The organism is Streptomyces sp. 5-10 (assembly GCF_014712245.1).
In the GTDB taxonomy this organism is placed as follows: Bacteria; Actinomycetota; Actinomycetes; order Streptomycetales; family Streptomycetaceae; genus Streptomyces; species Streptomyces violaceusniger.
The window spans coordinates 1-13261 of the sequence record NZ_JACVYG010000054.1; the positions used below are offsets into that span (position 1 = coordinate 1).

The 13261-nt window shown below is 71.4% G+C and carries 13 protein-coding genes and 1 tRNA gene; 9 read left to right on the forward strand and 5 right to left on the reverse strand.

Going from position 1 to position 13261, the window contains the following annotated elements:
- On the forward strand, nt 1-1203 hold a 1203-nt coding region (locus IEJ02_RS38900), incomplete at its 5' end, for a DoxX family protein (RefSeq protein WP_191069101.1).
- Nucleotides 1204-1744: 541 nt separating this feature from the next.
- Here the strand turns inward: IEJ02_RS38900 and IEJ02_RS38905 are convergent.
- The 3 genes from IEJ02_RS38905 to IEJ02_RS38915 form a co-directional block, all read right to left on the reverse strand.
- Nucleotides 1745-2545 carry a nucleotidyltransferase family protein gene (locus IEJ02_RS38905; protein WP_191069102.1) on the reverse strand — a complete coding sequence of 267 codons (801 nt, stop codon included), beginning with the start codon at nt 2543-2545 and terminating at the stop codon, nt 1745-1747.
- A gap of 118 nt (nt 2546-2663) precedes the next feature.
- Complete coding sequence (locus IEJ02_RS38910; protein ID WP_137978488.1) at nt 2664-3083, reverse strand: hypothetical protein; 420 nt, start codon at nt 3081-3083, stop codon at nt 2664-2666.
- Nucleotides 3084-3402: 319 nt separating this feature from the next.
- Nucleotides 3403-4539 carry an ABC transporter ATP-binding protein gene (locus IEJ02_RS38915; protein WP_137978487.1) on the reverse strand — a complete coding sequence of 379 codons (1137 nt, stop codon included), beginning with the start codon at nt 4537-4539 and terminating at the stop codon, nt 3403-3405.
- 178 nt (nt 4540-4717) lie between these two features.
- Here IEJ02_RS38915 and IEJ02_RS38920 point away from each other — a divergent pair.
- The 7 genes from IEJ02_RS38920 (at nt 4718) to IEJ02_RS38950 (ending at nt 11344) form a co-directional block, all read left to right on the forward strand.
- Nucleotides 4718-4790 (forward strand) — tRNA-Thr (locus IEJ02_RS38920).
- Between the two features lie 397 nt (nt 4791-5187).
- Nucleotides 5188-5445 (forward strand): LysR family transcriptional regulator, encoded by a 258-nt coding sequence (locus tag IEJ02_RS38925; protein ID WP_014061570.1) that lies wholly within the window; start codon nt 5188-5190, stop codon nt 5443-5445.
- Nucleotides 5446-6087: 642 nt separating this feature from the next.
- On the forward strand, nt 6088-6816 hold the full coding sequence (locus IEJ02_RS38930) for a helix-turn-helix domain-containing protein (protein WP_275562090.1): 729 nt from the start codon (nt 6088-6090) through the stop codon (nt 6814-6816).
- A gap of 114 nt (nt 6817-6930) precedes the next feature.
- Nucleotides 6931-7731 carry a helix-turn-helix domain-containing protein gene (locus IEJ02_RS38935; RefSeq protein ID WP_191069103.1) on the forward strand — a complete coding sequence of 267 codons (801 nt, stop codon included), beginning with the start codon at nt 6931-6933 and terminating at the stop codon, nt 7729-7731.
- A 187-nt stretch (nt 7732-7918) separates the two neighbouring features.
- The gene (locus IEJ02_RS38940) at nt 7919-8662 is read left to right on the forward strand and encodes a thioesterase II family protein (RefSeq protein WP_191069134.1); all 744 of its coding nucleotides are present in this window, start codon (nt 7919-7921) and stop codon (nt 8660-8662) included.
- Between the two features lie 4 nt (nt 8663-8666).
- Nucleotides 8667-9395 carry an IclR family transcriptional regulator gene (locus tag IEJ02_RS38945; protein WP_223865183.1) on the forward strand — a complete coding sequence of 243 codons (729 nt, stop codon included), beginning with the start codon at nt 8667-8669 and terminating at the stop codon, nt 9393-9395.
- Nucleotides 9396-9475: 80 nt separating this feature from the next.
- On the forward strand, nt 9476-11344 hold the full coding sequence (locus IEJ02_RS38950) for an AfsR/SARP family transcriptional regulator (RefSeq protein ID WP_317986030.1): 1869 nt from the start codon (nt 9476-9478) through the stop codon (nt 11342-11344).
- 132 nt (nt 11345-11476) lie between these two features.
- On the opposite strand, the gene IEJ02_RS38955 is transcribed toward IEJ02_RS38950, so the two are convergent.
- Together IEJ02_RS38955 and IEJ02_RS38960 are read right to left on the reverse strand one after the other, a co-directional pair.
- Entirely contained in the window at nt 11477-11743 is a 267-nt protein-coding gene (locus tag IEJ02_RS38955; RefSeq protein WP_191069104.1) for a hypothetical protein, read from the reverse strand.
- A 95-nt stretch (nt 11744-11838) separates the two neighbouring features.
- On the reverse strand, nt 11839-12381 hold the full coding sequence (locus IEJ02_RS38960) for a hypothetical protein (protein ID WP_191069105.1): 543 nt from the start codon (nt 12379-12381) through the stop codon (nt 11839-11841).
- Between the two features lie 577 nt (nt 12382-12958).
- On the opposite strand from IEJ02_RS38960, the gene IEJ02_RS38965 reads away from it, so the two are divergent.
- Nucleotides 12959-13210, forward strand: coding sequence for an acyl carrier protein (locus IEJ02_RS38965; RefSeq protein WP_014061562.1), 252 nt, complete (start codon nt 12959-12961; stop codon nt 13208-13210).
- The last annotated feature ends 51 nt before the right edge of the window (nt 13211-13261 follow it).

Consider the following 13261-nt stretch of genomic DNA (forward strand, 5'->3'; position numbering starts at 1 on the left):
GCCAGGGCGGCCGGGGCGGAGCGGCGCGGCGCGTCCTCCGGGCGGCCGGGCGCCCTCGACGGCGAGCGGGACGGGTCGCGGCGCGGCGCCACCGTGCCGCGCCCGCGCCGCCACTCCGAGTCCGTACGCCAGGCCTACTACCCCGGGCGCCGGATGAACCTCGGCGTCGTCCTGCTCCCGCTGCGCATCTTCCTCGGCTTCATCTCCATCTACGGCGGGATGGGCAAGCTCTCCGACCCCGTCTACTTCGACGGCGGCGAGCGCGGTTCGATGGTCACCTGGCTGAACGGGCTGCACCCCTGGCCGATCGCCGAGCCGCTGCGCGACCTGGCGCTGGAGCATCCGGTGGGCGCCGGGCTGACCGTGGCGTTCCTGCAGATCGTGGTCGGGGTGCTGACCGTGCTCGGGCTGTGGCAGCGGCTGGCCGCCTCGTTCGGCGCGCTGCTGTCCGCCGCGCTGATCGTCACGGTGAGCTGGCGCACGGTGCCGGTCTACGACGCGCCCGACATCATCTACCTCGCCGCCTGGAGCCCGCTGATCATCGCGGGCGCGCCGGTCTACTCGGTGGACGGCCGCCTCGCGGGCGAGGCGTGGCGGCGGCTCGGGCCCCGGGCCGAACTGTGGGAGCTGCGGCGCCGGGTGCTGCGCCGCGGCGGGGTGATGGCGATGGTGGTCGCCGGGCTGACGCTGCTGGTGGGCTCGACGCTGGGGGCCGCCGTACGGTCGTCGGAGGTCGTGAAGGCGCCGGAGCCGAGCGATATGCCGACGAACAACCTCCCCGGCTCGCCGCTGCCCAGCAAGCACGCGGAGAGCCCGCGCGGCGGGCAGCGCGGGACGGCGGGCACGGGTGGCGGCTCGGCGGGCGCGCCGTCGCCGCGTGAGCGGCTGTCGCACCGCCCCGAGCCGTCCGCGTCGGACTCCTCGGCGTCGACGTCCTCGTCCGGGGTGCCGAGCGCGACGGATTCGGCGTCCGGCACGTCCGGCCGCCCGAGCGGCGCGTCGCGGCCCCGCCCGGGCACGGGGGCCGCGCCCCGCTCCCCGCGCCACCCCCTCGATCCGACAGTGCCGGGCCCGTCCTCGCTGGGCGGCGCCGGTGGAGGGATGTCCGCGGGCGGCCCGGCGGGCGGCCCTCCGGAGGACAACACGTACAACTACAGCGACCCGGCCGCCGAGGAAGCCGCGCTCGGCGGCCTCCTCGGCTGAGCATGACCGCGCCGCCGCGCCTGGGCGCCCACCCGCCGCGCACGACGGCTTCGGCATCCGCTCGCAGGCGGGTGCGGGTGCGGGTGCGGGTGCGGGGGCGGGGGCGGTGCGGTGCCCGTCCCTGTCGCCGGATCGTGGCGCCTGCGGCGGGCCACGCGGCGGAGCCGCATATCGATGCTGCCCCCTCCCCGCCCCTTCCCGAAACTGGGGCTTCGCCCCAGGCCCCGGGGCCTGGGTTCGGGGCGGAGTCCCGGGCACTCCTTGGGGTGCTGGCTTGTTTGGGTGGTGGTGTTTGGCGGTTGGGTCGAGGCGGCTTTCCCCTCCCCGCCCCTTCCCGTTACCAGGGGCTTCGCCCCTGGACCCCGGGGTTTGGGGCGGAGCCCCGTCATGCGGCGGAGCCGCGNTTGGGGCGGAGCCCCGTCATGCGGCGGAGCCGCGTGACGGGGCTGCGGGGAGGGGGAACAGCCCGCCGTAGGCGGCGCGGTTCGTCGGGGTGCTGAGCCGCGGCCGCCCTGTCGGTGCCGGACGGCGTACTCGGGGTTCAGCCGTGTGGCACAGGGGTCGTGTCGAAGGGGCCGTGGCCGTGAGGTGGGGGGCCGGCGGCCAGTTCCTTGGCGGCTTCGGTCAGGTCCTTGGCCGTGTCGATCGCGCGCCAGTACGCCCCCTGGGGCAGGGGGAAGCCCGCCAGCCGACGTTCCCGCGCCAGGCGCGGGAAGGTGGTGCGTTCGTGGTCGCCCCGGTCGGGCAGCAGCGCGGTGAAGGCGGCGGAGAAGACGTAGACGCCCGCGTTGATGAGGTACGGCGAGGGCGGCGACTCGATGAAGTCCAGGACGTGGCCGAACTCGTTGGTCTCCACCGCCCCCCACGGGATCCGTGGCCGGGCGAGGGCGAGCGTGGCGGTGGCGCCGCGCTCGTCGTGGAAGTCCGCCATGTCGCGGAGCGAGAAGCGGGTCCAGATGTCGCCGTTGGTGGCGTACCAGGGCTGGTCGGGCTCCGGGAGCCTGGCGGCGGCGAACTTCAGGCCGCCGCCGCGCCCCAGCGGTTCCTTCTCGACGACGGTCTTCACTCGCAGCGGCAGCTCCGCCGTCTCGAGCCAGTCCTGGAGGACGGCGGCGAGGTGGCCGCAGGAGACCACGGCGTCGGTGACGCCCTCGGCGGCCAGCCAGGCCAGTTGGTGGCCGATGATCGGAGTCCCGGTGCCCGGGATCTCGACCATCGGCTTGGGGCGGTCGTCGGTGTACGGACGCAGCCGTGAGCCCTGGCCTCCGGCCAGGACGACGGCTTGTGTGGGGCGCGCGGTCTGGTGGTGATGCCCGGGTCTGCGCTCGTCGTCATCGCTCATGAACCGCACCATATGCGGTGCGGGGACCGCCGCAGGCGGAGCCGGAGCGGGAACAAGGGCGGGAACGAGAGCGGGAAGGGCTGCGGGAAGGGCCCCGGCGGTGCGGTCGGGGACGCGGTCAGCGGTACGCCTGGGTGATCCCGGACGCGAACGAGGTGTCGCAGACGGGCCGTGCGTACGCCTGGGCGCGGCTCACCCCGCCGTACTTGGCGACCGCGGCGCGGCCGAGCGCACGGGCGATGGAGGCGCAGTGCTTGGCGAGCGAGGGCCGTTCGGCCGTCGCCACCTGGAGGTGGGTGAGCGCCACGGAGGGGTTCTTCTCCTGGAGCTCGGCGAGCAGCCGGTCGCGCAGCAGCTCATGCGGGGCCCGGTGGGTGGCACGGGTGGACGCCCGGTCGGAGGAGGCGGTGAGGATCTGCGACTCGGCGCTCGGCGAGGCCCAGGGGACGCGGGTGACCGCGAGGGTGCCGGAGAGGACGAGCACGACGGGGAGGACGAGGGCGAGCGTTCTGCCGATGCGGCGGGCTGCGTGGTTCACGGGGTGGTTCCTCGCGGGTGGGTGGTACGGAGTGGGTGGTACGGAACTGCGGTACGCCGTGATCGTAGCGAGGAGCGACGATTTGGCGACATTCCGTCACCAGGCCGGGTGATGGAAACCCGCTCTTGGCGTTCGGGGTGTTGACGCTCGGGGGCGAAATGCTCGAAATGTCGGGGAATTTATCGACAACGGAACACCGCGACGCGCTCCACGCCCACCCAACGCGACGCCCACCCAACGCCACGGCGCCGCCCGTCCGCGGGAAGCGGACGAGCGGCGCCGTCGGGACGAGTCGGGGCGAACTGACGGGCCGGCGGCCTCAGTCGCTGAGCCGCTCCCCGGACGAGGTCGAGAAGACGTGCGTCTCACCCGGCCGCGGCACGACGTGCAGCTGGGCGCCCTTCTCCGGCACCTGGCGGCTGTCGACCCGGATCACCAGGTCCTTGCTCTCGCCGCCGACGTCGGCCGAGCCGAAGATGTAGCCGTCCGCGCCGGTCTCCTCGACGACGTTGACGGTGATCGCGAGACCGGCCGGGGCGTCGTCGGCCGCCTTGGACAGCGTCTTCGCCGTCCCGCCGTTAGCCTCCACCACGTCGAAGTGCTCGGGCCGGACGCCCACGGTGACCGTACGGTCGCCCTTGTCGGCCGCGGCGGTCAGCGCCTCACGCGAGACCGGGACGACGCTGTTGCCGAACTTCACGCCGCCGTCGGTGATCGGCACCTCGACGAGGTTCATCGCCGGCGAGCCGATGAAGCCCGCGACGAAGAGGTTGGCGGGGCGGTCGTACATGTTGCGCGGCGAGTCGACCTGCTGCAGCAGCCCGTCCTTGAGCACCGCCACCCGGTCGCCCATGGTCATGGCCTCGACCTGGTCGTGGGTGACGTACACCGTCGTGATGCCCAGCCGCCGCTGGAGGCTGGCGATCTGCGTACGCGTCTGCACACGCAGCTTGGCGTCCAGGTTGGACAGCGGCTCGTCCATGAGGAACACCTGCGGCTCGCGGACGATCGCCCGGCCCATCGCCACACGCTGCCGCTGACCACCGGACAGCGCCTTCGGCTTGCGCTCGAGGTACTCGGTGAGGTCGAGGATCTTGGCCGCGTCCTCGACCTTCTGCCGGATCTCGGTCTTGTTGACGCCGGCGATCTTGAGCGCGAAGCCCATGTTCTGGGCGACGGTCATGTGCGGGTACAGCGCGTAGTTCTGGAACACCATGGCGATGTCCCGGTCCTTCGGTGGCAGATGGGTGACATCGCGGTCGCCGATCCGGATGGCCCCGCCGTTGACGTCCTCCAGCCCCGCGAGCATCCGCAGGGAGGTCGACTTCCCGCAGCCGGAGGGGCCGACGAGGACGAGGAACTCGCCGTCCTCGATGGCGATGTCGAGCTGGTCGACAGCGGGCTTCTCGGTGCCCGGGTACACCCGGGTCGCCTTGTCGTACGTGACCGTGGCCATGGTGATCTGGTCCCTTCACCGGCAGGAACGTGCCGGACGATCCGAGTAAAGGTAGGGGTCTAGTCCACCGGAGGTGGATTGGCGTGACGCTATACCGGCGAGGGCTGCCCTGTCTCTAGCCAGGACCCGAGAATTTTCGAACGGATCACGCCCCGGGGCCGGGTACACTGCAGGAGACGCCGACTTAGCTCAGCTGGTAGAGCACCGCTCTTGTAAAGCGAAGGTCGTCGGTTCGAACCCGACAGTCGGCTCGGAGCCCGAACAGGGGAGACGCCCCGGATGGTCCGCCCTCCGGGGCGTTTGACATCCACGACCGACACCACCGACATCCACGACCGACCACCCATCAGCCGCCCGGGCGGGCGGTGGCATGCGGGAGCGTTCCGTGCGGGCGGTCCGGGCAACTCGCGGCGGGTGCGGTGAACGCCGGGTGAACTCTCATCGGGGCCGGGTTCTTCACCTCCGGTGTTGCAGCATGTTCCGCTCTTGCGAAGTCATCGCGGCCCATCGCATTGCAGCTTCCTGCACCGGATGTTGCCTTCCGAGATTGAGTACGTTGATATGGTCTCGACGGATCGGATAACCCGTGCGTTCTCGGCAACGGGTTCTCGACGGCCATCGGATGGTGGTCGCCGGACAGGGGGCAAAATGCATGAGCGGGAGTTCCGCGCTTTCGTTTCCATCGCAGAGATAGGGCGCATGGACCAAGCGGCCAAGGCGCTCGGCTATTCACAACCGGCCATCAGTTACCAGATCAAGTGCCTGGAGCAGATGCTGGGCACCAAGCTTTTCACCCGTGACTCCACCGGTGCCCAGCTCACCAGGGAAGGTCGCATGATTCTTCCGTCCGCACGCGCGGTGCTCGCGCTGATCGACAGCATGAAGGGCGTCTGCGCGGCGGCCTGATGTGTGCTGCAATCACCACTTCGGTCAGGCTGTGGCGGTCGTCACTCAGGAATGGGGAACTCCTCATGCGGGTGATCGCCGCCTGGCTTTGGAGTGGTATGACCCGCTGGTTCACGACTTGTCGGGGTCAATCTCCGATTCCCTATGTTGGCTGGCAGTAACAGGACAGAAACAGCCCGGCATGCTCGCTGAAAGCCTCCGGATCGATGCGTACAGTGATGATCGGAAGCGGCGGAGGCGGGGGAGTCCCGGGATGCATTACAGCTAGCTGACAACTTCGGGGGCTTCGTGCGACGGGGGCGATAAGGGGGAGGCGTGCCCACTCTTTCCGGGCCGACTCGAACGCGTTGACTGGCGTAGGAGTGGGAACTAGTGTCGGCCGCGCATCGATAATTGAAGTGTTCCGCCTTTCAACCTTTGGCGACGGAGCATACCTGGCCATTCAGGGGGATGGTCACTTACTTCAACCTCCCAGCCGCATCCCGGGCCTACCGGTCCGAGGGCCGCTGGTGATCGTTGTGTCATAACGGGGGTAAAAGCGTGGCAGGTTTGGCGATGGCGCCTGTTTCCGCGAGAGCGGGGGAACCGGCGACGGTAAGCGCGGCTTCGGGAGCCGGTGGCCCCGAACCGGGTCGTGACGGTGTGGTGCAGGCACTGCTCCAGGCCCGTAAATTGATCGAATCGACGGTGAATCTGCACCGCCGCACCATGGCCCCGCACGCCGTGGTGACGATGAAGGGGAATGACGCGGCCGTCGCGAACGCCGTGGAGGGGCTCGTCGACCGGGCCCGGCACGGCATCAGCATCGCGCTCCCCGCCGGCGGCGACCGGGCCGAGGTCATGGTGTCGGCGCTGCGCCGGCTGAACGGGCCGGGCCATAAGCGCATTCCGGTGCGGCTGCTGTGCACTCCCGGTGCGCTCGCCGACCCCGCGACCCGGGCCGCCGTGGAAAGCGGTGTGAACGCGCAGGTCAAGGTGGTCGACGCGGTCATGGAGATGCTGATCGTGGACGGCAGCGTGGCCATGGTCCGGTCCTGTGTGGAGCGCGGGGGCGGGGACGTGGTGTCGGTCATCGAGGACACCGCGTCCGTCCGGGCCCTGGATCTGCTGTTCGCCGGTGCGTGGTCGGGCGCGGTGCGCCTCGCGGAGCACCGCTGGATCAGCGAGCGGCTGCGTACCGAGTCCGCCCGGCGCATCCTGGAGCGGCTTTGCAAGGGCTACACCGACGATGTCGCGGCGCGTGAGGTCGAGGTGTCGTTGCGCACCTACCGGCGCCATGTCGCGGAGATCATGCGGGCGTTGGGGGCCAGTTCCCGGTTCCAGGCGGGGGTGCGGGCGGTCGAGCTGGGCCTGCTGTCGACGGCCGACTGACCCGTGGAGCGGCGCGGTGCGGGGCGGGCCGTGCTGATGGGCGGACACAGTGGGTGTTCCGCGGTTGATACGCGATGAAGAACTCACGCGGGGGTGAGTGGTGTGCCATCCGGGATGCCCGAGAGCGCTTCGGGCAGCAGCCGTCGAGAGGTCGACCTCGTTCCGGTCGAGGCCGCCGATGAATTCGAACGGGAGCTGCTGGAAGTCAGCGCGCTCCTGGCGTCCACGGTGGACAGACGCCGCAACCAGCTGCACCGCGACTCGATGGTGGACGTCATCGACGCCCATGAGGACGCCGTCGAGACCGCGGCGCGGCTGGTCACGGGTGCCACCAGGCGCGTCGATGTGGTGCTCGCCGCGGAGCCCGCGTACTCCGAGGCGGTCCACGGCGCCCTGACCGCGCTGCTGTCCGGTACGGCGCGGAACGTCTCCCGGGTGCGGCTGCTGTGCACACCCTCGACGCTCGACTGGCGGTTCGTCTCGGCCCATGCCGCCGAACCGCGGGTACGGACCCGGGTGGCCCGCATCCCCGCGCTGGTCGCCGTGATCGCCGACGGTGAGCGCGCGCTGGTGTGTGCCGCGTCGGTGGCCGGCCGCCGGGCCTCGGTGGTACGCGCCCCCGGTGTCATCCAGCCGCTGGTCGCGCTGTTCGACGGGGTGTGGCGCAACGCGGTCGAGGTCTCCGACCGCATCGAATTCGGTGACAAGACGCGGGCGGATATCGCGCAGCAGATACTCGAGCGGCTGCGGGCCGGGGTGACCGACGAGGTCGCTGCTCGGGAACTCGCGATGTCCGTGCGCACCTACCGAAGATATGTCGCGGAGATCATGGCATTACTTGGGGCGAATTCACGATTTCAGGCCGGGGTGCGCGCCGCGGAACTCGGTCTGCTCATCTCGCAATCGCCCGGCTGAGGGCCGTCCCGTAATCCCCAGTGACGGTGACAAGCCATCGCATTCTTTTCAGCTGCCCCATGGCAGCTTCATGACCGGCCGTTGCCCGGTGCATCGGGGCGCGGCTAGAACTGGCCGCAAGGAATGCGGGCGGGTCACCAGGGCGACGGGGGATCGGCCGACGATGACGAGGAGGTGCGTGGAGAAGATGGCCGTCGGCATCGACAGCAAGTGGTTCCGCAGATACGGGACCGAGGCGGCGCCGCGCAGGCGGCTGGTCTGCCTGCCGCACGCGGGGGGATCCGCCGGGTTCTTCCACGGCTGGGGGACCGCCTTCGACTACGGCGTGGAAGTGCTCGCCACGCGCTATCCGGGCCGGCAGGAGCGGCTCGCCGAGCCGGGCATCGAACGCGTCGAGGACCTCGCGGACGAGGTGACCGCGGCCCTGCTGCCCTTCGCGGACGTGCCGTTGACCCTCTTCGGCCACAGCATGGGCGCGTCCGTGGGGTACGAGGTCGCGCTGCGGCTGGAGAGCCGGTACGGCATCCGCCCCCAGGCGCTCTTCGTCTCCAGCCGGAAGGCCCCGCACAGGCTGACGCCCCGGACCACCTATCTGGACGGCGACGAGGCGCTGCTGGAGGAGGTGCGGGGGCTCGGCGGCACCGACGGCGAGCTGCTGGACGACCCGGATCTGCGCGAGGTGGTGCTGCCCGCGCTCCGGGCGGACTTCAAGGCGGTCGGGACGTACGGCCCCCGTACCGCGGTGCCGGTCGGCTGCCCGGTGGTGGCCCATGTCGGGGACGGCGACCCGCATATCACCGCGGAGGACATGGCCGCCTGGGGCGAGGTGGCGCCGGCGGGCTTCGAACTGCGGGTGCTGCCGGGGAACCACTTCTACCTGGTGGAGCAGCGCGACGCCGTCGTCCGCGCGCTTGCCGCGCATCTGGGTTGAGCTCATGGCCCACTCGACGATGACCTCACCGCCGCTGATGAGCGGAGTGGGCGTGCTCGACAAGGCGTCGCTGCTGCTGGGCGTGTTGGAGGGCGGCCCCGCCACGCTGGCCCGGCTGGTCTCCGACACCGGTCTGAAACGGCCCACCGTGCACCGGCTGGTGGTGGCCCTGGAACGGCTGAGGCTGGTCGCCCGTGACGGGCAGGGGCGCTTCGCCCTCGGCCCCCGGCTGGGCGACATGGTCGTCGAGGCGCGCCAGGACCGGCTGAAGGCCCAGGCGGGCCCGGTGCTGGCGCAGGTGAGCGCCCGGACCGGGACGAGCGCCCGGCTCCACCGGCGCCGCGGCCGGATGCGGATCTGCGTGGCCTCCTCCGAGGTGCTGGGCGGTGAGCCGATGCCGGTGGGCACCGCGTTTCCCATGAAGTCCGGGGCGGTGGCCCAGGTGCTGCTGGCGTGGGAGGAGCCCGAGGTGCTGTACGAGGCGCTGCGCGGGGCCCGGTTCACCGCGGCCATGCTCTCCGGCGTACGGCGGCGGGGCTGGGCCCAGAGCGTCGGGGGCTGGGAGCCCGACACGGCGACCGTGTCGGCGCCGGTGCGCTCCCCGGACGGGCGGGTGGTCGCGGCGCTGTCGCTCTCCGGGCCGATCAGCCGGGTGAGCCGCAATCCGGGGCATCAGCTCGGCTGTGAGGCGATCGACGCGGCGGTGCGGATCGCCGAGTTGTCAGGTTGCTGACGCCTCGTGGACGGCGGGCGGGACGGGACGAGGGCGGGGGTGGTCGGGCCGAACGACACCGAGGCCGTGGGGAGGCAGCTGTGCTGCAGGTGGAGTTCGGAATCCTCGGGCCGGTGGAGGTGCGCGTGGATGGGCGGCTGCTGCCCGTCGAGGGCGCCAAACAGCGGACCGTGCTGGCCGCGCTGCTGCTGTCCGGCGGCCGGGTGGTCTCGGACGACCGGCTCAGCGAGCTGCTGTGGGGACGCAATCCGCCGGTCACGATGACCGCGCAGCTCTACACCCATATCTCGCGGCTGCGCAAGCGCTGCGCCCCCTGGCTCCGTCTGGTCCGCCGGGGCCCGGGATACACCATGGACCACAGCGGGGCCCGGTTCGACTGGGAGGAGTTCCAGCGCCTCGCCGAGCAGGGGCGCGGTGAACTCGCCGACGGCCGGTACGCGGACGCCGCCGAGCGGCTGCACACCGCCCTGGCGCTGTGGCGGGGGCCCGCCCTGTCGGATGTGACCGGCTTCCTGGAGGAGACGGAGCTGCCGCGGCTGGAGGAGGCCCGGATCAGCGCGGTGGAGCACCGTATCGAGGCGGAGCTGGCGCTGGGCCGGCACGCCCGGTCCATACCCGAACTGACCCGGCTGGTGGCCGAGCATCCGCTCCGGGAGGCGCTGCGCGGCCAGTTGATGACCGCCCTGTACCGGTGTGACCGGCGGGCGGACGCGCTGGCGGTCTACGAGCGCGGACGGCGGGTGCTGCGCGACGAGCTCGGGATGGACCCCGGCGCCGGGCTGCGCCACGTCCACCACGGGGTGCTGCGCGGCGATCTGCCCGGGCCCGCCGCCCCGGAGCCGGTCCGGGTGCGGCTGCACAAGGCGGGGCGGGCGGGCGGCCCCGGTCCCGGGCCGCTGGCCGGGGACATCTGGGCCGGTCTGGTGCCCGCCATGCTGCCGACCGACATCGCCGATCTGAGCGGGCGCGCCGAGCAGCTCGCGGTGGTTCTGGACGGGCTGCGGGCTCCCGGGCGCGGCGGGGCGACGGTGCTGACCGGCGCTCCGGGGACGGGCACCTCGGCGTTGGCGGTGCACGCCGCGCACCGGTGCCGTGAGGACTTCCCGCACGGGCAGCTGTACGCCGATCTGCGGGGGGAGGACGGCGGGCCCAAGGATCCGCTGGATGTGCTCGGCTGGTTCCTGCGGGCGCTCGGCGTCGGCCCTCACGATCTGCCCGTCGCCCTGGACGAACGGGCGCAGCTGTACCGCAGCCGGCTGGCCGGCCGCCGGGCGCTGGTGGTGCTGGACAACGCGGTCGAGGACCGGCAGGTGCGCCCGCTGCTGGTGAACGGCGACGGCTGCCGCACGCTGATCACCGGTCACTCCTCGCTCACCTCGGTGGAGGGGGTGCGTCTGGTGCGGCTCGATCCGCTGGACGCCGCGGAGGGGCGGCGGCTGCTGGCGGCGCTCGCCGGGCCCGGAAGGGTGGCGGCGGAGCCGGACGCGGCCGATCGGATCGTGGCGCGGTGTGACGGGCTTCCGCTGGCGCTGCGGATCTGCGCGGCGCGGCTGGCGGCCTATCCGCAGTGGCGGCTGGCGCATCTGGCGGACCGGCTGGCGCCCGTGGACCGGCGGCTGGGCGAGCTGTCCGTGGGCAGCCTCGATGTGCGGGCGACCCTGAGCCGCTGTCACGCCCGGCTGGCGCCGACGGCCCGGTACGCGTTCCGGGTGCTGGCGCACCGGGACGAGGGCTCGGCGTTCACGGCGCGTCAGGCGGCCGTGGAGCTGCGGTGGCCGGAGGGGCGGACCGAGGAGGTGCTGGAGTCGATCTCGGAGGTCCGTCTGCTGGACGTCATCGCCGACGGGGATCAACTGCGGTACCGGTACCGCCCCTTGGTGTGGCTGTTCGCCCGTGAGCGGCGGGGCAGCGGACCGGGGCCGCAGCCACCGCCGGACGGTACGGGCTGATCCGGCCGCCCCGGGACCGGGGCCGAACGAGCCCCCGTGGGTGAACCCCGGCTGCCTCCGGCTGTCCCGGGCGGTCCTGGCCGTCGCCGGGCCCGGCCGATGTGCGTGGCCGGATCCGGCGGGGGAGACGCCTCAGGGCGTGTCCGCCATGGTGCTGTGGACGGCGTTGATGAGCATGGCCACCAGGCTGGCCCAGCGGGCGCCGGCGTCGCTCATCAGCGACTGCCGGGGCCCGATGTACTCGGCGTACTCCGTGCGGTGCGGGTCGAGCGCCAGCTCCCTGACGACCGCGGCGTACTCCGCCGGATCGCTCAGGTCCCGGCGTTCCAGGTGCTGCAGCCAGGCCGTGAAATCGAGTTCCGCTCCGGCCGGAATCTCAGTGGTCGATACGTTTTCCACTGCACCTCCCTGGTTCATGCGGACCGGCATTCATGTCCGCGGGACCAGCATGGAATGCCCGCCTATGGCCGTCCTATTCCTGCGGAGGTCCGTCGCTATAGGTCGGTGATAGACGGGCCGGGGGGCCGTACGGCGTCCGGCTGGACGCGGGGGAAACGGGCCTGCAGATTCCAGATGGCGGGGTTGTCCGCGAGACCGTCGTGCAGATCCGTCAGATCCGCGATCAGATCGTGCAGGAAGTCCCGGGCCTCGCGGCGCAGTGCGGCATGGGAGAAATTCAGCGGTGGCTCGGTGGCAGGTGCCCAGTCGGCGGCGATGTCCACCCATCCGAAGCGGCGCTCGAAGCGCATCCGGTCGGTGGATTCGGTGAAGTCCAGTTCCGCGTGGACGGGGGTGGCGGAGCGGCTGCCGCGCGGATCACGGTCGAGCAGTTCGACGATGTCGCACAGCGCCCAGGCGAAGTCCAGCACCGGCACCCATCCCCAGGCGGTGGACAGTTCACGGCCGGTCGCGGTGTCCACGAGGTGGACATCGCCGCAGAACAGGTCGTGGCGCAGGGCCTGGACGGGTGCGCCCCGGTAGTCCGTCTGCGGCGGGTCCGGGAAGCGGTTGGAGAGGGAGTAGCCGAGCTCGATCACCGTTCGATGGTGCCATGGTGTCCCGCCGGCGTGCGGCGCGGGCGGGCCGTGCGCTGGCACCTTCCTGTTAGCGCCATTGTGGAAGATCAACGGGCTCGGATAGAAAACCGGTCAGTCGGCGGAACACCCCGTGCCCGGGACGTGGCCGGCGGCAGATCCGACTCCGGCGGTGGTCATCCCCCGAACGACCGCCGGTGCCTCCCTTCGGCGCGCCCGCGGTGCTCCGCGCACCCGCCGCGGCATGCCGCCGGGAGGAGATCAGGGGCTCGGACGCACCGTGCGAATCTGCCACGGAACCGAGCCCCTGATCAGGGGACGGCGGCGGACGAGAACGATTCGCTGGCAGCTTCCTGTACCGGCTGTTGCGCGGTACCGGCCGCCCGGATAGTTCTGGAGGAAGCGCCGATAAATAACCGCCGATGAGCGGGAATCCGGGTAGCGAGCAGGTCTGCCGACCGGGATGTGGCAGCTTTATGCAGTGGGCATTGCGCGGTATGGCGGGGTGCCATAGAAAGATCCGAGTCCGAAATGGAAACGGCCTGTTGGGTCGGCCTTGTTCGAAAGTGGGGGATCCATCATGAGTTCGGTGCACGAGGAGCGGGTGCAGAAGATCAAGGAGATCGTCTGCGACGTTCTGGAGATCGAAGAGGACGAGGTTACCGAGACCAGCCTCTTCAAGGAGGACCACTCGGCTGACTCGCTGCGTTCCATCGAAATTCTCGCGAATCTCGAGAAGGAATTCCACGTCACCATCGACCAGTCGGAACTGCCCCGGATGGTGCACCTCAAGGGCGTCTACGAGGTAGTCGCCGAGTCCGCCGGCTGGTAAAGCGGCGTTTTCGTAATCGCGGCACGGCCGGAACAGCGGACTTAAGGGGTC

Coding starts and splice junctions, on each gene's coding strand:
- IEJ02_RS38925 (WP_014061570.1), top strand. CDS start 5,188: ATGCATGAGCGGGAGTTCCGCGCTTTCGTTTCCATCGCAGAGATAGGG.
- IEJ02_RS38935 (WP_191069103.1), top strand. CDS start 6,931: ATGCCCGAGAGCGCTTCGGGCAGCAGCCGTCGAGAGGTCGACCTCGTT.
- IEJ02_RS38965 (WP_014061562.1), top strand. CDS start 12,959: ATGAGTTCGGTGCACGAGGAGCGGGTGCAGAAGATCAAGGAGATCGTC.
- IEJ02_RS38915 (WP_137978487.1), bottom strand. CDS start 4,539: ATGGCCACGGTCACGTACGACAAGGCGACCCGGGTGTACCCGGGCACC.
- IEJ02_RS38940 (WP_191069134.1), top strand. CDS start 7,919: ATGGCCGTCGGCATCGACAGCAAGTGGTTCCGCAGATACGGGACCGAG.
- IEJ02_RS38945 (WP_223865183.1), top strand. CDS start 8,667: ATGGCCCACTCGACGATGACCTCACCGCCGCTGATGAGCGGAGTGGGC.
- IEJ02_RS38905 (WP_191069102.1), bottom strand. CDS start 2,545: ATGAGCGATGACGACGAGCGCAGACCCGGGCATCACCACCAGACCGCG.